The organism is Citrobacter freundii complex sp. CFNIH9 (genome assembly GCF_002903305.1).
GTDB classification, from domain to species: domain Bacteria; phylum Pseudomonadota; class Gammaproteobacteria; order Enterobacterales; family Enterobacteriaceae; genus Citrobacter; species Citrobacter portucalensis.
This window is the reverse complement of the sequence record NZ_CP026238.1, coordinates 3,907,182-3,924,582: the sequence shown is the minus strand read 5'-3', so window position 1 is coordinate 3,924,582 and position 17,401 is coordinate 3,907,182. Positions and strand designations below refer to the sequence as shown.

Annotated in this window: 17 protein-coding genes; 2 read left to right on the top strand and 15 right to left on the bottom strand. The window is 53.0% G+C overall.

Features of this window, described 5'->3' with window-relative positions; genetic code table 11:
* Nucleotides 1–32: 32 nt before the first annotated feature.
* The 15 genes from emrB to C2U43_RS19885 form a co-directional block, all read right to left on the bottom strand.
* Nucleotides 33–1,571 (bottom strand): multidrug efflux MFS transporter permease subunit EmrB, encoded by a 1,539-nt coding sequence (emrB, locus tag C2U43_RS19960; RefSeq protein WP_003825966.1) that lies wholly within the window; start codon nucleotides 1,569–1,571, stop codon nucleotides 33–35.
* A gap of 16 nt (nucleotides 1,572–1,587) precedes the next feature.
* Complete coding sequence (gene emrA, locus C2U43_RS19955; RefSeq protein WP_003825968.1) at nucleotides 1,588–2,760, bottom strand: multidrug efflux MFS transporter periplasmic adaptor subunit EmrA; 1,173 nt, start codon at nucleotides 2,758–2,760, stop codon at nucleotides 1,588–1,590.
* A 129-nt stretch (nucleotides 2,761–2,889) separates the two neighbouring features.
* Entirely contained in the window at nucleotides 2,890–3,420 is a 531-nt protein-coding gene (gene emrR / locus C2U43_RS19950; protein ID WP_003037300.1) for a multidrug efflux transporter EmrAB transcriptional repressor EmrR, read from the bottom strand.
* Between the two features lie 90 nt (nucleotides 3,421–3,510).
* Nucleotides 3,511–3,846 carry an L-valine transporter subunit YgaH gene (gene ygaH, locus C2U43_RS19945; RefSeq protein WP_003825969.1) on the bottom strand — a complete coding sequence of 112 codons (336 nt, stop codon included), beginning with the start codon at nucleotides 3,844–3,846 and terminating at the stop codon, nucleotides 3,511–3,513.
* Nucleotides 3,836–4,573: an AzlC family ABC transporter permease gene (locus C2U43_RS19940; RefSeq protein ID WP_048236632.1), complete on the bottom strand. Its 738-nt coding sequence runs from the start codon at nucleotides 4,571–4,573 to the stop codon at nucleotides 3,836–3,838. Before C2U43_RS19940 ends, ygaH begins: the two co-directional genes overlap by 11 nt.
* Before the next feature lie 122 nt (nucleotides 4,574–4,695).
* Nucleotides 4,696–5,880 (bottom strand): MFS transporter, encoded by a 1,185-nt coding sequence (locus tag C2U43_RS19935; RefSeq protein ID WP_103285681.1) that lies wholly within the window; start codon nucleotides 5,878–5,880, stop codon nucleotides 4,696–4,698.
* 190 nt (nucleotides 5,881–6,070) lie between these two features.
* Entirely contained in the window at nucleotides 6,071–7,066 is a 996-nt protein-coding gene (gene proX, locus C2U43_RS19930; RefSeq protein WP_003825976.1) for a glycine betaine/L-proline ABC transporter substrate-binding protein ProX, read from the bottom strand.
* A 189-nt stretch (nucleotides 7,067–7,255) separates the two neighbouring features.
* Nucleotides 7,256–8,320, bottom strand: coding sequence for a glycine betaine/L-proline ABC transporter permease ProW (gene proW, locus C2U43_RS19925; RefSeq protein ID WP_032944705.1), 1,065 nt, complete (start codon nucleotides 8,318–8,320; stop codon nucleotides 7,256–7,258).
* Complete coding sequence (gene proV, locus C2U43_RS19920) at nucleotides 8,313–9,515, bottom strand: glycine betaine/L-proline ABC transporter ATP-binding protein ProV (protein ID WP_003825980.1); 1,203 nt, start codon at nucleotides 9,513–9,515, stop codon at nucleotides 8,313–8,315. The genes proW and proV overlap by 8 nt, the downstream gene beginning before the upstream one ends.
* Before the next feature lie 377 nt (nucleotides 9,516–9,892).
* On the bottom strand, nucleotides 9,893–10,924 hold the full coding sequence (locus tag C2U43_RS19910) for an IS630-like element ISEc33 family transposase (protein WP_001395480.1): 1,032 nt from the start codon (nucleotides 10,922–10,924) through the stop codon (nucleotides 9,893–9,895).
* 100 nt (nucleotides 10,925–11,024) lie between these two features.
* Nucleotides 11,025–11,984, bottom strand: coding sequence for a class 1b ribonucleoside-diphosphate reductase subunit beta (gene nrdF, locus C2U43_RS19905; protein WP_048215699.1), 960 nt, complete (start codon nucleotides 11,982–11,984; stop codon nucleotides 11,025–11,027).
* Nucleotides 11,985–11,994: 10 nt separating this feature from the next.
* The gene (nrdE, locus tag C2U43_RS19900; RefSeq protein ID WP_103285680.1) at nucleotides 11,995–14,139 is read right to left on the bottom strand and encodes a class 1b ribonucleoside-diphosphate reductase subunit alpha; all 2,145 of its coding nucleotides are present in this window, start codon (nucleotides 14,137–14,139) and stop codon (nucleotides 11,995–11,997) included.
* Complete coding sequence (nrdI, locus tag C2U43_RS19895; protein WP_003825987.1) at nucleotides 14,112–14,522, bottom strand: class Ib ribonucleoside-diphosphate reductase assembly flavoprotein NrdI; 411 nt, start codon at nucleotides 14,520–14,522, stop codon at nucleotides 14,112–14,114. Before nrdI ends, nrdE begins: the two co-directional genes overlap by 28 nt.
* The gene (nrdH, locus tag C2U43_RS19890) at nucleotides 14,519–14,764 is read right to left on the bottom strand and encodes a glutaredoxin-like protein NrdH (protein ID WP_048236625.1); all 246 of its coding nucleotides are present in this window, start codon (nucleotides 14,762–14,764) and stop codon (nucleotides 14,519–14,521) included. The genes nrdI and nrdH overlap by 4 nt, the downstream gene beginning before the upstream one ends.
* A 281-nt stretch (nucleotides 14,765–15,045) precedes the next feature.
* Nucleotides 15,046–15,477, bottom strand: coding sequence for a carboxymuconolactone decarboxylase family protein (locus tag C2U43_RS19885; protein ID WP_003825991.1), 432 nt, complete (start codon nucleotides 15,475–15,477; stop codon nucleotides 15,046–15,048).
* A 90-nt stretch (nucleotides 15,478–15,567) separates the two neighbouring features.
* Between C2U43_RS19885 and pdxR the strand changes: the two genes are divergently transcribed.
* Both pdxR and C2U43_RS19875 read left to right on the top strand, forming a co-directional pair.
* On the top strand, nucleotides 15,568–16,902 hold the full coding sequence (gene pdxR / locus C2U43_RS19880) for a MocR-like pyridoxine biosynthesis transcription factor PdxR (RefSeq protein WP_103285679.1): 1,335 nt from the start codon (nucleotides 15,568–15,570) through the stop codon (nucleotides 16,900–16,902).
* 123 nt (nucleotides 16,903–17,025) lie between these two features.
* The gene (locus C2U43_RS19875; protein ID WP_003037262.1) at nucleotides 17,026–17,376 is read left to right on the top strand and encodes a DUF2002 family protein; all 351 of its coding nucleotides are present in this window, start codon (nucleotides 17,026–17,028) and stop codon (nucleotides 17,374–17,376) included.
* Nucleotides 17,377–17,401: the final 25 nt, after the last annotated feature.

The following is a 17,401-nucleotide window of genomic DNA, read 5'->3' as shown; positions in this document are numbered from 1 at the left end:
AAAGGGATCCGCAGATCCCTTTTATCAGATAGCTAGTGTGCGCCACCGCCGCCGCCGCCCGCACCGAAGGGCGGTTTGGCGAACCACACCAGGCCAAGCAGGACCAGGAAGATCCCCGCCGACATCCAGAAGATTTCGTTAGCGGAAATAATCAGCCCCTGATTGGTGATCTGCTGAGCTATCCAACCTGAAGCCTGCTGGTGCGTCATCCCTAAATCCTGCAGCTTATCGTACATAGCCTGTGCATTTGGGTTGTAGGGGTTAACAGATTCCGTTAGCTGCGCATGATGCAGCGACTCGCGGTTTGTCCACATTGTCGTCGTAATCGATGTGCCAATGGAACCTGCCAGCGTTCGCGTAAAGTTCGACAAGCTGGATGCCGCCGCCAGACGCTCTGGCGGTAAGCCGGACAACGTAATGGTGGTTAGCGGCATAAAGAAGCAGGCTACCGCGAACCCCTGAATAAACTGCGGCCAGGCCGATGCGCCAAAGTCCATACCCGGCTCGAACGTCCACGCACGCCAGTAGAAACAGACGGCGTACATAATAAAACTGAACGTTACCAGCCGACGCATATCCAGCTTGTGCGCGAAGCGGCCGATAATCGGAGACAGGATCACCGGAATCACCCCAACCGGCGCTGACGCCAGACCAGCCCAGGTTGCCGTATAGCCGTATACCTCCTGCAACAGCTGCGGCAGCAGTACGATTGCGCCGAAGTAGAGCATATAGGCCAGACTGATACACAGACAGCCGATGGTAAAGTTGCGCGACTTAAACAGCGAGAGATCGACAATGGGGTGCTCGTCGGTAAGCTCCCAGACGATCAGGAAGCTGATAGCAACCACGGCGACCACAGTCAGGATGATAATCTCCTGCGAGGCGAACCAGTCCAGCTCTTTGCCGCGGTCGAGCATAATCTGCAAACTGCCGATACCGATGACCAGCAGTGCCAGACCAATGGCGTCAATGCGCCGCTGCTCGGTTTTGGTTTCCCGACCGCGCAGGGTTTGCAGTGTCATCAATACCACCACAGCCCCGATAGGCACGTTGATAAAAAATATCCAGCCCCAGTGATAGTTGTCGCTGATATAGCCCCCAAGAATAGGACCACATATCGGGGCAACAATCACCGTCATCGACCATAGCGCGAGGGCGATGGAACGCTTGGCGGGTGGATAGTTATTCAGCAACAGGCTCTGTGACAGCGGAATTAATGGACCGGCGACAATACCCTGGATTACGCGGAAGAAAATCAGCATGTTCAGGCTGGTGGACATCCCGCATGCCCATGACGCAATGACGAAGGCGATAGTTGACCACATAAAGAGTCTTACTTCGCCAAAGCGTTTTGCCAGCCAGCCGGTGATCGGAATAGAGATAGCGTTCGCCACCCCGAATGAGGTGATCACCCAGGTTCCCTGGCTCAGTGAAGAGCCGAGGTTCCCGGCGATAGTGGGGATCGCCACGTTAGCAATGGTGGAGTCCAGCACCTGCATGAATGTCGCCAGGGACAGCGCGATCGTCATAATGACGAGCTGCGCGCCTTCCAGCGGTTTTTGCTGTTGCATCACACGCACCTTTGAATTAGCCCGCGTTGGCCCGCACGATCTCTTCGATCATCTTATTGACCGGAGCAAGGTTGATTTCACGTGCATTACTTTCTGATACCGGCGTGGTACGAACCTGGCTTGCCAGAATTTGTCCGTCACGATTTGAGGTATCTACCGTAACCAGCGTAGACAAACCAATACGTAATGGATGCTGTGCCAGTTGCTGCGCATCCAGTTCGATACGTACCGGCAGACGCTGGACGACTTTGATCCAGTTGCCGGTTGCGTTTTGCGCCGGCAGCAGGGAGAAGGCGCTGCCCGTACCCATATCGAGACCGACAACTTTACCAGTATATTTTACGTCATCGCCGTAAATATCGCTGATAACGGTCGCCGGTTGGCCGATACGCATGTGTGCGAGCTGTGTTTCTTTGAAGTTGGCATCTACCCACAGGTTAGTGGCCGGAACAACCGCCATCAGCGGCGTGGTTGGGCTAATTTGTGCACCAGGCTGTACGGCGCGACGGGATACATAACCGGTCATTGGGCTGACAATTCTGGTACGTTCCAGCGCCAGCCAGGCATTGCGCACTTCGGTGGCAGCCTGTTGCACAGCGGGCTGATCTTCCAGCTTGCTACCCAGAATCATCGCCTGGTTAGCATTATATTGTTGGATCGCGACATCAAGCTGGGCCTGAGCGCTGGCGACGGCATCACGAGCGTGTTGCAGCTCTTCGCGGCCAATCAGGTTGGCATTACCCAGCGGAACTCGGCGATTAAAGTCGCTTTGTGCCTGCGCCAGTGCGGTTTTCTGCACTTCAATACTTGCCTGTAACTGCTTGCTGTTGATCATCAACTGGTGCGTCTGACGCACGCTGGAAGCCAGCGCAGTTTTGGCTTTTTCAAATGCCTGCTTTGCGTCTGTCTGGTCGAGGGTGACCAGCACATCGCCTTGTTTTACAAAGTCAGTGTTATCAGCCCAGACTTTCGTCACGCTGCCTGATACCTGAGCCATGATTTGAACCTGGTTCCCTGCCACGTACGCATCGTCTGTCTCTTCGACATGACGAAGTACTAAAAACCAATAAATCCCATATGCCACGGCAATGATAATAAAGAGCAAGGTCAGAAGGAGCAGCATACTTTTACGTTTGCCATTCTTCTTGACCGGTTGCTGCGGGGTTTGAGTCTCCGCATTTGCGCTCATGTTGTTCTCCACGATCTTATTTTTTTCACATCGGCTGAGCCGACCTGTTTATCAGACAGGCCAGCAGTATGCGTGCTGGCCTGTCGGTTTTTTCATTTATAAATCTGGATTTCTGAGCGAGTCGGCGCGTTAGCGCAGCGCTTCTAACACCGCGCCATCCTGCTCCATCTGATCAAGACGGGTCAGAAGTTTACGGGTAATTTGCTCAAGCTGATCTTTTTCGGTGGTGCTAAGAGACGACCAGAGCTGATGCAGGCAGTTATGCTGAGGCGGTAACACCTCTTGCAAAAATGCATGGCCTTTCTCGGTCAATTGCAGATGCAGACAGCGGCGATCGTTATCGCTTTCACGACGTTCGATCCAGCCACGTTTTTCTAACTCATCCGCAATGCGGGTAGCGTTAGTGCGTGACGAGCCAAGCGCGCAACTCAGTTCAGAAGGCTGAATACTGTGGTTTTCCTGAGACTCCAGCGTAATCAACGCCATAAACAATGTCTCGTTAATCCCTTGAGCTTTCAGCATCTTATTGCGGTTTTCCAGCAACTTACCCTGCATGTGCATACAGAGGCGAGTCAGAAGCACTTCCTGATAAGGGAACTCTTCGTAGCGGCTGGCGCGAAATTTTAGCATTTGTTCAATGGGCGTAAACGAACTATCCATTTGGGTATAACCTCATTAATTTCAGCCGATATAGTAACGACAGTGACAAATAAAGTAAATGTATTATTTCTTTAAAATGATTGTTTTTATCTATAAGCCAACAAGCATTTTCCAGGCTAATCCATAGCCCAGAGCACTCAGTAACGTTGGAATGATGATGCTGCGGGTCTTATAGAAGCTTGCGCCCAGTATGACAAACCCCACCAGCGTAGGCACGAACCGACGAGCGTCGTGCATAACTTCTGGTGCGGTAGACACCACCAGCAGGGCGCAAATAGATGCAATGCCAATAGTGTCGAGTAGTATGCCCGTCGCGCCGCGCTTCGTCGGGCGAACATTGCCTACCCCAAGACGGAGTGGCAAATAGCGAAAACAGTAATTAACGCAGCCGACCAACAGGCCAAGTAGCAGAACCTCATAGCTCATCAGGACCTCCCTGCCAAAATGACTGGATGAGCGCCGTCAGGCATCCGCAGACAATACCTGCAAGGATAGCGGCAGGTATGGAAAACAGCATGACGCCAGCCAGCGCCCCGGCCAGGGAGGCAGTCACGCAGAGCGCTTGTTTACGTTGGAATGACGCGAGCAGGAAGCTCATAAACAGCGCCGGGAGCATGAATCCCAGTGCCGCTTCAACCGCCGGGTAATCCTTGAGTAAACCACTGCCGGAAAACGCGCCGATCACCGTACCAAACACCCAGGAGGCCCAGGAGCACAGTGCGATGCCGATCATCCAGTTTTCACTCCAGCGCCGATTATCCCGGACCAGTTTTGCCGTTGCGGCGGCAAAGACTTCATCGGTAAGGCCAAAAGCCCACAGTGCACTTTTGGGTTTACTCAGTCGCTGGGCTATTCGGCTTCGCAGGGAAGGGCCGTACAAAACATGGCGGACATCCATGGCCATGACGGTAAGGGCGGCGACCCACAGCGAACTGCCCGCAGCGAGCATGGTGGTAATGACAAACTGGCTGGCTCCCGCATAGATAATGCAGGAGAAAAAGACGCTTTCAATCGGCGTAAAGCCAAGGCGAGTGGCATTGAGACCAAATGCAAAAGCGACCGGAATATAGCTGATGACTATTGGCAGGCTGTCTTTGAATCCTTCCGTTAACGTTGCCGAACAGGATTCAGACTGGGGTACAGGGCTTTCCATAGGGTTATAGGTTTCATTACCGAAATTAATATAACTTGGCTCAATGAGTTATAACCTTAGCAGACTGATGGGCTCCTTAACACCCTGTGGAGCCCAATCAGCGGTAAACATGCACTATACGCTTAATTTACGGCTTCCTGACGGTGAAAACCTCGCCACCAGACCACCAGGTTGAGTACGGCAACGGTCGTACCCGCCAGACAAACGCCAGCCCAACCAGCATGCTGCCAGGCGGAGGCTGAAATTAGCGAACCTGCCGCTCCGCCAATAAAATAGCTGGTCATGTATCCGGCGGTCAGGCGATTACGCGCATCCGGATGAATGCGATAGATAACCGTCTGGTTGGTGATGTGTACTCCCTGAACGGTAAGGTCCAACACCAGAATACCGATAATCAGCATGGGGACTGAAGCGTGCCCAAACCAAATAGCAAGCCAGGAGAGCAGCAGTAATAGCAGCCCCATGGTTGTGGTCAGGTGGGATTTACCTTTATCGGCAAAACCGCCCGCCGGACGTGCGCCTAACGCCCCTGCGGTACCCGCCAGACCGAACAGACCAATCATTCCTTCCGAATAGTTAAACGGCGGCGCGGCGAGCAAAAACGCCATTGAGGTCCACAGAATACTGAAATTGGCAAAAGTCAGGCAGCCCAGCATCGCGCGGGTACGCAGCAATTTATCGTGAATAAACAGGCTGAATACCGAGCCTAACAGCTGAGGATAGTTAAGATGAGTATCGGATTTCATCTTCGGCAGGCCGCGCCACAGCGCAACCGACATCAGCGCCATTAATACTGATGCGACCCAAAATACGGTGCGCCAGCCGCCAAGATTCGCCAGTAATCCCGCCACGGTGCGCGCCAGCAGAATACCCAGCAGCAGGCCGCTCATAATCGTGCCGACAACCTTCCCGCGCTTGTCCGGTGTGGCAAGCGTTGCCGCCAGCGGAACCAAAATCTGTGCCACTACCGAGAACAGTCCGGTCAGAGCGGTACCGAGAATCAGCATACCCAGCGACTGGCTGCTGGCGGTGATCAGCATGCCGCCAGCCGCGAGCAACGTCATGGAGACAATCAGCATCCGACGTTCAAACATATCGCCGAGCGGCACTAAGAACAGCAGGCCGGCGGCATAGCCGAGTTGGGCCGCGGTGACGATAAACCCTGCGGTACTGGCAGATAGCGAAAAGTTGCGCGCGATGGTGTCGAGCAGCGGCTGCGCATAATAGTTACTGGCGACGGCGAGGCCGGTGGCAATAGACATTAACAGGATCAGCGAAGGGCTAAGTCCCTGAGTAGTTTTCGTCATTGTTTTCAACTGAGTAATGGGTTGCAGAAAACAATCATAACGGAAGTGATTAAATGTTGCTGATTTGTTGAGTGATGGATTGTGCGTTTGGGGGAAGGAGGATAGGCCGGATTAGGCGCATCGCACCAACATCCGGCATTTATGCGGTTACTGGCCTGATGGCGCTACACTCATCAGGCCTGCGAGTGGGTTATTTCTGCGCGGCCAGCGCTTCGTTCACCCAGCCGTCAAACTGCTGCTGGTGGGCTTTGATCCAGCCGTCAACGTGACCCTGTACGTCGGCTTCAGACGCTTTCCCGTCGTGCATCATTGCGTTCTGCGCGTTGATATCCGCCAGCGGCAGCTTCATGATGGCAAACAGTTTCGCCGCAGCCGGGTTTTTCTCCGCCCAGGCTTTATTGGCGACAATATGCATAGTGTTCACCGGGAAGCCGTAGTTGGCGCCGTTTGGCAGTTTGGTATCGATATCTTTCTGCTCGCCTGGCAGGGAAGAGAACGGCACCTGCAGCCAGACCACATCTTTACCAGGTTTCATTACGTCGCTCACCCAGTACGGTGTCCAGGTGTAGTAAAGAATGGGTTTACCTTCTTTGAAGCGGGTAATGGTGTCGGCCATCATCGCCGCATAGTTACCGTGGCTGACCTCGACGGTTTTTTCCAGATCGAAAGCTTTGTTCTGGTGGTTGATTACTGCTTCACAGCCCCAGCCCGGTGAACAGCCCATCATATCGGCTTTTCCGTCACCGTTGGTGTCAAAGATTTTGGCGATCTTCGGATCTTTTAACTGGGCGATATTGGTGATTTTATACTGCTCAGCGGTTTTCTTGTCGATCAGATAACCCTGTGCGGCACCCGTAACGAATACCCCCTCGCGATAAAACTTTTTGTCTCCGCCCGCAGCGGCGTACATATCATCATGCAGCGGCTGCCAGTTCACGGCGGTAAAAGTTGCATCGCCAGAGGCAATGGAGGTATAGCCGACGTTGTAGTCAACTTCGCTGGTTTTGTTAACGGTGTAACCCAGTTTCTCCAGCGCACGGGCGACTAACTGCGTCTGGAAGGATTCTTCAGAGATAGTGCTCTGGATTGGCTGTACGGTGATGCCTTTGCCCGGCAGGTCGGCAGCGAAAGTGCTGGTGGAGACAAGGGTGGCAAACGCTGTGGCAATAATTACTTTCTGTCGCATCGTTGTTCCTTATTACACTTCATCCTTCAAGCTGCCTCTTTGTTGGCTGCACTCATGCACCCCAGTCACGTACTACTTGTACGCTCCTGGGGATACATTCGTTTGCCGCCGCGATGCAACTTGAATGATTTTGTGCAAGTTAATGAATTGTAGGCCCGGTAAGCAATGCGCCACCGGGCAACGGGTGTATTACTTCGTGAAAGGGCGAGTGATAAGCCCAACGGGACCGGTGGTGTACCAGCGACGGTTGCCACGACTACGCGAGTCGCGACCGACGGCCTGCGTCAGGCGGTCGAGAATGATAGCGAGGATCACAATCCCAACCCCGCCGACGGTGGCAAGCCCCATATCCAGACGACCGATTCCGCGCAGAACCATCTGGCCCAGTCCGCCGACGGCAATCATCGACGCGATGACGACCATTGAGAGTGCCAGCATCAGCGTCTGGTTAACCCCAGCCATAATGGTGGGCATTGCCAGCGGGAGCTGCACTTTAAACAGCATCTGACGCGGGCTGGCGCCAAACGAGCGCGAGGCTTCAATCAGATCGGCTGGCACCTGGTTAATCCCCAGAATAGTCAGACGCACGATTGGAGGCAGGGCGAAGATAATCGTCACCACTACGCCCGGGACGTTACCAATACCGAACAGCATGACAATCGGCACCAGATAGACAAACGCGGGTGTGGTTTGCATGGCGTCCAGCAGCGGGCGAACAATTTTTGCTGCCCGTGGACTGCGCGCCAACCAGATCCCCATCGGCAGACCGATCACCACGCAGAACAGCAGCGCGGTCAACACCAGCGCCAGGGTTATCATGGCCTGCGACCACGCGCCGATGGCACCGATGGCAATTAAGGAAATCAGCGTAGCAACGCCCATCCCCACGCCGGAAATCTGCCAGGCAATCAGCGCGAACAGGATAATCGCTACCGGGGCTGGCATACCTAACAGCAGCTGTTGAAAGCCGTTGAGAATGTAATCCACCGGGACACGAATGCCCTGGAAGACCGGACGGAAATGGGTAACGACCCAGTCGATCCCCTCTGTGACCCAACTGTCAAGCGGGATCAGCGTTTTATGGAACGGATCCATAATATTGAAATGCTCTGGTGCCGGCGCGGGTGCGCTGGTCAGCCAGTCCGCACCACCACCGTCAGTGGGTGCGCCTGATGGCGTACTCCAGGCATCAGCATTTTGTGCGGCACTGTCGGCCGCTGGTGTGGTGTCCCACGGATTAGTTTGATCAGCCATTGTTTACCCCCTCACGATCTAAAGCCTGTAACAGCATGCGTTTTGAAATGACGCCCACATACTGCTGTTCCTCATCTACAACCGGCACCGCGCACGGGGCCTGACCGACATGAGAAAGCAACTCGCTGAGAGGGGTTTGTGCATCTACGGCTAACGGCTCATCGATCAATGCCGCTTCAATACCTTGCGCCTGACTTAACGCTGTTTTTAATGAGTCGATAGAGACAACGCCAACGAATTTATTGCCGCGTTCGATCACGTAACCATATTCGCGATCTTTGTCCTGCAATAATTGCAGCGCAGAACGTGGACCCACCCCGGGGTTTTTACGAATCAAACCTTCGGGACTACGGCGTGAAATATCTTTCGCGCTAAAGACCTGGCTAATATCGACGCCACGGAAGAAGGTGCGCACATAATCATTGGCCGGATTATTCAGGATTTCATCTGGCGTGCCGACCTGGACCACTTCACCGTTTTGCATAATGGCAATTCTGTCGCCAATGCGCATGGCTTCGTCGAGGTCATGCGATATAAAGACCACGGTACGTTGATGCTTCGCCTGTAGTTTTACCAGTTCATCCTGCATCTCAGTACGAATTAATGGATCGAGGGCTGAGAAGGCCTCATCCATTAATAAGATGTCAGGGTTAATGGCTAATGCGCGGGCGAGGCCTACACGCTGGCGCATCCCCCCGGAAAGTTCATCCGGGTAGCCGTGAGCATAATTCTCCAGACCAACCTGGCGCAGCGCATCTAACGCTTTTTCACGACGTTCATCCGCACCAACACCGGCTAATTCCATGCCGAATGCCGTATTGTCGAGAACCGTCATGTGCGGCATCAGGGCAAAGGACTGGAACACCATCGCAATCTTTTTTCTGCGCACCTCGCGAAGCTCAGCATCGGATATCCGGGCGATGTCTACGCCGTCAATCAATACCTGTCCGCGGGTGGGTTCAATCAGGCGATTGAGAAGGCGTACCATTGTGGATTTACCCGAACCGGATAATCCCATGATGACAAATATCTCGCCTTCTTCAATGGCCAGACTGGCGTTCTTAACGCCAAGCGATAGCCCCGTTTTATCCAGAATCTGCTCTTTTGAAAGTCCTTTTTCAATATATTTGAAGGCTCTCTGGGGATGCTCTCCAAATATCTTATAGAGATTTTTAACTTCTAATTTAATTGCCATGCAATAGAATGATTCCTGTTATTTGTTTATATCGATATATTACCTGATGGAAATAGTGACCTTTTTCTACCCTAACATACTGAGAATCTGAGACAACCCTGAATTTGGTTGTGGCATGAATATTGCCAAAGGCCAGATGGCGGGACTTCCCGTGATATAAGGGCTGAGCGCGAATGTGAACGGGTTAATATTTTTTGTAAATGGCAATGAAAAATCGCCTGAATTGCTGGAATGCAGGCGAATAATGCGGCTGATATTGAGTGTAGATCACACAATTATATTTGCACGACAAAAGTGTGATCCTGTTAAAATATTTCCGCGAAAAATGTACGGTATTTTCCGTGAAAATGAGTGCTAAATAGCTGCGCCTAATACCGCTACACTTTTGCCTGACCATGTTTTCCTCCGGGGAATGGGCTGGCGGTTTCCATAAAATGGCGGACCTTTTTCAGTAACTGCCACATTGAGCGGCACTGATGATTACGGGTTATCGTGTCATGAAGTGCCTGCCATAGCCGTTCCACATGATTCACCCACGGCGAGTAAACCGGCTGGTAAATTACCCTGAACTTGGGATTTGCTTTCAACCAGCGCTGTGTTTCGCGGCTTTTATGGATAATGTAGTTATCAACGATCAGCGTGATTGTTTTCGCCCGCCGGTAAGTGGCTTTCAGGTGCTTCAGCAGAGCGATAAACAGCGCTGAACTTTTGCTGTTGCCGCCCACGTAGCTGACTTTACCCGTGCCACTGTGCAGTGCGCCGGCCAGATAGTATTTTTCGTTCTGCCCCGGCGTCACTACCCGTTTCTGCTGTCCGCGCAACTGCCAGTCCGCACCGATTTTAGGATTAAGGTGGATATCCACTTCATCTTCATAAAATACCGGATGCTCTGCGCTGCATTCATCCAGCGCTTTGTGGATTACCGCCATCTTTTCATCTTTATGTGGGTCACGGATACGCAGAGTTGGCGCGGCCCTGCGCCATACAAGCCCCGCAGATGGCAACCAGCGGCGAACGGTTCCTGCATGTAACTGGCAACCGGTTATCTCATTGATTTTTATTGCCAGTAATTCGGTGCTCCAGCGTGAACGTTGATAACCAAAATCGCCGGGAGAATGCTTTATCAGCTCACGTAACAGGGTGCAGATATGTTCAAAAGGCCAGCGTCGGGAGCGCCCTGCGGGTAAGGATTTCAGGCCTTCAATACCTGAGTGCGTAAACCAGTTAATCCAGCGACCAACGGATGAACGGGCACAACAGAGAGTTCTGGCAACATCGCTGACCCGTTCACCCCGATGAAGCATCAGCATGGCCGTGAGTCTGCGGGCATGATTTTTATCACGCGTTTTATGAATAGCTTTCTGCATCAGGCGTCGTTCGCCACGGGGTATTGGTACTATGATCGGCATCGCTCAGTCCGGTTGGTGATTTTGGTTGGTTTGGCGATTGATCAGATCGCACAATCCGGGCTGAGTTCCCTTTCAGTGATCTACTATTCCGCGCAGCTATTTAGAAATTCCAGTCGTCATCTTCGGTTTCGACCGCTTTTCCCATCACATAAGATGAGCCGGAACCCGAGAAGAAATCGTGGTTTTCGTCAGCGTTGGGCGACAGTGCGGCAAGGATTGCCGGGTTAACCTCCGCCATTTCAGGCGGGAATAGCGCCTCATATCCCAAATTCATTAATGCCTTATTGGCGTTGTAACAAAGGAAGGCTTTGACGTCATCCACCCAGCCGGTTTCTGCATACAACTCTTCCGTATAACGCGCTTCGTTATCATACAATTCCATCAGCAGGTCAAAGGCAAAATTCTTTAACTCCTCGCGTGCGGATTCGGAAATATGCTCCAGACCTTTTTGATATTTATAACCAATGTAATACCCATGAACCGCTTCATCACGAATGATCAGACGAATGAGATCGGCGGTATTGGTCAATTTGCCGCGGCTGGAAAAATACATTGGCAACCAGAAGCCAGAATAGAACAGGAAGGATTCCAGAAACACGCTGGCTATTTTTTTCTTCAACGGTTCGTCGCTGGCGTAATGTGTCAAAACGATCTGCGCTTTGCGCTGAAGTGGGGTATTTTCCTCACTCCAGGCGTAGGCAGCATCCACGTCTTTGGTCTGGCAAAGGGTAGAGAATATAGAGCTGTATGAACGGGCGTGCACCGCCTCCATAAAGCTGATATTCGACAGCACCGCCTCTTCATGCGGCGTTAACGAATCAGCCATTAACGCTGGTGCTCCGGCAACATTCTGAATGGTGTCGAGCAGCGTCAGCCCGGTAAAAACGCGGATTGTTAGCTGCTGTTCGGCGGCGTTCAACGTTTGCCAGGCCGGAATGTCATTGGAGAGCGGGACCTTTTCCGGGAGCCAGAAGTTACTGGTCAGACGGTTCCATACCTCAAGATCTTTATCATCCTCAATCTTGTTCCAGTTGATGGCGCTCACGCGGGATAATGTCATTTTCTCCTCCTTACAGCGCGCATGACACGCAGCCTTCGATTTCGGTGCCTTCCAGCGCCAGCTGGCGTAGTCGGATGTAGTACAGGGATTTGATGCCCTTACGCCAGGCGTAAATCTGCGCTTTATTGATATCGCGCGTGGTGGCGGTATCGGGGAAAAAGAGCGTCAGTGAAAGCCCCTGATCGACATGGCGCGTTGCTTCAGCATAGGTATCAATGATTTTTTGTGGGCCGATCTCATAGGCATCCTGATACAAGGCCAAATTCTCATTGGTCATAAACGGGGCAGGGTAGTAAACGCGCCCGGTTTTGCCCTCTTTGCGAATCTCCACTTTCGACACGATCGGGTGAATGCTTGACGTGGCATGATTGATGTAAGAGATAGAACCGGTGGGTGGAACCGCCTGTAAATTCTGGTTATAAATGCCGTAGCGCATCACATCTGCACGCAGCTGTGACCACATCTCGCGCGTCGGCAGCGTAATGCCGCTGGCGGCAAACAGCGTGCGAACCTTGGCGGTTTTTGGTTGCCAGTCGCCCTGCAGATACTGGTTAAAATACTCGCCGCTGGCGTAGCGCGATTGTTTGAATCCGACAAAGGTTTGACCGCGCTCGCGGGCGATCTTCATTGACGTATTCAGCGCATGCCAGGTGATGGTATAGAAATAGAGATTGGTGAAATCCAGCCCTTCCGGCGAACCGTAGGCGATCCCTTCCCGCGCCAGATACCCGTGCAGATTCATCTGCCCAAGACCAATCGCGTGCGACGCGCTGTTTCCGGCCTCAATCGAGGGCACGCTGCGGATATGGCTCATGTCCGAAACGGCGGTTAAGCCACGAATCGCCGTTTCCACGGTACGACCAAAGTCGGGTGAATCCATGGTATGGGCAATGTTTAACGAGCCGAGATTGCAGGAAATATCGTGCCCGGTCTGCGCGTAATTGAGATTTTCATCGTAGGTGGAGGCACTGTTAACCTGCAAAATCTCCGAGCACAGGTTGCTCATATTGATCCGACCTGCAATCGGATTGGCGCGATTCACCGTATCTTCAAACATGATGTAAGGATAGCCAGACTCAAACTGGATCTCGGCCAGCCGCTGGAAGAAATCGCGGGCGTTAATGAATTTTTTGCGCACACGTTCGTCGGCAACCAGTTCGTCATACCGCTCACTCACGTCGATATCACCGAAAGGTTTGCCGTAAATCCGTTCCACGTCATACGGTGAGAACAGCGCCATTCGGGCATTTTCTTTCGCCAGTTGAAAGGTAACATCCGGGATCACCACGCCAAGCGAGAGCGTTTTGATGCGGATTTTCTCGTCGGCGTTTTCGCGCTTGGTATCGAGAAAACGTAAAATATCCGGATGGTGTGCGTGCAGATACACCGCCCCCGCACCCTGACGTGCCCCGAGTTGATTCGCATAAGAAAACGCATCTTCCAGCATTTTCATTACCGGTATCACCCCAGATGACTGGTTCTCAATACGCTTAATGGGCGCACCTGCCTCGCGCAGGTTGGAGAGCAAAAATGCCACGCCGCCGCCGCGTTTGGAGAGCTGAAGTGCGGAGTTGACCGCCCGACCAATAGACTCCATGTTGTCTTCAATACGCAACAGGAAGCAGGAGACCAGCTCACCGCGTTGCTGTTTGCCGCAGTTTAAAAAGGTTGGTGTGGCGGGCTGAAAGCGCCCGGAGAGCATTTCATCGGTCAGCTGCATCGCGAGCGTTTCATCGCCCTGCGCCAGCGTGAGCGCCACCATCGTGACCCGATCCTCAAAGTCTTCGAGATAGCGCTTACCGTCGAACGTTTTCAGCGTATAGCTGGTGTAGAACTTCCATGCGCCGAGGAACGTCTGGAAACGGAATCCGCTGGCGTGGGCGTGATCGAATAGCTTCAGCACGAACGCGCGATCGTAGCGGGCTAACACGCTGGCATCGTAATAGCCTTCATCCACCAACGTTTCCAGGCGCTCCTGCTGGCTGGCAAACGCCACCGAGTTTGGGCGGACGTGGGCGGCAAAGAAGGCCTCCACGGCCTGATGGTCTTTGTCGAACTGAATGCGCCCGGCTTTATCGTACAGATTCAGCATGGCGTTCAGGGCGTGATAATCCAGCGTTGGCTGCATTACACGTTCTGCGGTTGTCGTTGCCAAAATTCGCTCACTCCTTTTCGAACGTTGTCGATATCGCTTTGGGTGCCCATCAGCTCAAAGCGATAGAGCCACGGCACGCCGCATTTTTGTGAGATGACATCACCCGCGCGACCGTAGGCGTCACCGAAATTACGATTGCCGGAGGCGATCACTCCACGGATTAACGCCCGGTTGTGCGTATCGTTTAAAAAGCGGATCACCTGCCTTGGGACCGCGCCAGCAGTGCCGCCGCCGCCGTAGGACGGCACGATTAATATGTAAGGTTCGTCTACCCGGATCCGCTCGCGTTCGTTAAGCGGAATGCGGATGGCTGGCAGCCCCAGACGCTGCATAAAGCGGTGCGTATTTTCGGAGCTGCTGGAGAAGTAGACGAGCTGACTCATGCGCTGGCCACACGGTGTTCCGGATGCAGACGGTTGATCATGTCCGGGCGAAACCCTGACCAACTGGTTTCACCCGCGACCACGACCGGTAGCTGGCGAAACCCTTGATCGCGCAGGCTATCAGCCAAATCGGGTTGTAAATCGACGTTTACCATCTCAAAGTCAAAACCACGGCTTTCCATTGCCCGTTTGGTGGCGTGGCACTGAACACAGTTATTGCGAGTGTAAATAATAATACGCATGATTCGTATTTCCATTTAAAAATAAAGGATCGGCGCGATGAAGGGCGTCGGGTTGTGTGTGTCCTGATAGGAGAGATACTAGATGTAGTTTTAAAAAGATTCAACCATACAAGATATGGGAATTTTAGATTGATAATGAGCTGGGTGATGAGCGTGGCGGGGGAAGGCTAACGGGTGGTTATAAATTGCCCGATGGCGCTAAGCTTATCGGGCCTACGGGCAACAGGAGAGCACAACGTAGGCCGGATAAGGCATTTATGCCGCCATCCGGCAGCGCAGAATCACATACGCATCCCCACCGCCAGACGGTTAAAGCAGTTCATCAGACTAATGGCAAATGTCAGGTCGCTAATTTCTTTCGCGCTGAAATGGTCGAGCAGCGGCAGATAAACGTCATCTTCGGCGTGAGTAGTGGCAATCTGGGTGACCGATTCGGCCCACGCCAGCGCCGCACGTTCCTGCTCGCTGAAGTGGTGACTCACCCGCCAGCCTGCCAGTGCGTCCAGTTTGGCCTGCGCAACACCGGATTTGCGCAGTGCTTTACTGTGCATTTCCAGACAAAAGGCGCAGCCGTTGATTTGCGAGACCCGCAGGTAAATCAGCTCCGTCAACGTAGGTTCCAGCGCGCAGTTTTCCAGCGCTTGGCTTGCCTGAACCAGAGCGTTATAGATTTCGGGACTGAGTTCGTAATAGGGCTGGCGTAACATTGTCATGGTATTTCTCCTCGTTTGGATGACCCGCAATGTAGCACTATAATGGACTGCAACAGAGAGCCATATTGTTACCAAAAAAGCAGACCATAAATGCCACGTTATCAGCAAATCGCCCGCCAGTTAAAAAACGCAATTGAGAAAGGCGAACTCAAGCCCGGTACCAGATTGCCCTCCAGCCGGACCTGGGCCCAGGAGCTGGGAGTATCACGCTCGACGGTGGAAAATGCCTATGCAGAGCTGGTGGCGCAGGGCTGGCTCGCGCGGCGTGGACAGGCAGGAACGTTTGTCAGTGAGCAACTGCGACCAGAAAGGGCGCCTGCATCGCCTGCCATCTTCGCCGGAGAAAATCCCAGACCGCAACTATTTCAGATGGGATTACCCGCACTCGATCTTTTTCCGCGTGAAGTCTGGGCACGGGTGATGGGACGGTGTTTACGCACCCAAACGCGTTTTGATCTGGCGGTGGGCGATGTATGTGGCGAACGGGTGTTACGCCAGGCAATTGTTGATTATCTGCGCGTTTCACGCAGCATTGAATGCCAGCCAGAGCAGATTTTTATCACTTCAGGCTATGCGGCATCAATGACGTTAATCCTGCGCGCTCTGGCGCATCCCGGTGAGGGAATGTGGGTCGAAGATCCCGGTTTTCCGCTGATCCGGCCCGTGGTGGCTCAGGAACGCATTGAGTTGATGCCGGTAGTGGTGGATGCCGATGGTCTGGATGTCAGCGCCGGGATCCGCGACTACCCGCAGGCGCGTTTTGTACTGCTCACTCCTGCACATCAAAGCCCTCTGGGGGTAGCACTGTCTTTGGACCGTCGCCACCAGTTGCTGGAGTGGGCGACTCGCGCGCAGGCGTGGGTAATCGAAGATGATTATGACAGTGAATTTCGTTACCACGGTAAGCCGTTGCCGCCGCTAAAAAGTCTGGATGCGCCTCAGCGGGTGATTTATGCCGGAACGTTCAGCAAATCGATGTTTCCGGCTTTGCGTACGGCATGGCTGGTGGTGCCTCTGACCCAGGTTGAACGCTTTCGCCAGCAAGCGGCGCTAACGGCCTGTAGCGTCCCGGTTCTATGGCAGCAAACGCTGGCGGATTTTATGCGAGACGGCCACTTCTGGCGACACTTAAAACGTATGCGACAGCATTATGCCGAACGACGACAATGGATGGAAAATGCCCTGACCGAACAAGGGTTTAGCATCATTCCTCAGGAAGGTGGGATTCAACTGGTGGTGAGTGTAGACGGAGATGATATTGCGCTGGTGCGCAAAGCGAATCAGGCCGGGTTAGCGGTTCAGGCGCTAAGCCGCTGGCGAATAACGTCAGAAGGAAAGGGGGGAATATTGCTGTCATTTACCAATATCAGTTCGGCGGAAATGGCGCAACAGGCGGCCTACCAACTGCGGTTGGCGCTGACATAAATCTGTACGGTTCTTAAGATATTCGTCTCATCGTGTTCACTCGTTTATGGACTTTTCTGAAAGCGTTGCTAATGCTGAATCAGGTAAGGTAAGCCCGCAGTAAAAGATAACGAGGAAAATAATATGTATTTACGACCTGATGAGGTGGCGCGCGTACTTGAAAAAGTGGGCTTTACCGTTGATGTAGTGACGCAGAAAACGTACGGCTATCGGCGTGGCGAAAATTATGTGTATGTTAATCGTGAAGCTCGCATGGGACGTACCGCATTAATTATCCATCCCACGTTGAAAGAGCGTAGCTCTTCGCTGGCGGAACCGGCAACGGATATTAAAACTTGCGATCATTACCAGCAATTCCCGCTGTATTTAGCCGGAGAGACTCATGAGCATTATGGTATTCCGCACGGCTTTAGCTCGCGTATTGCGCTTGAACGTTATCTGAGCGGGCTGTTTGGCGACGTTAATTCTAACTAATAACGCGACTGGCAGTGCCAGTCGC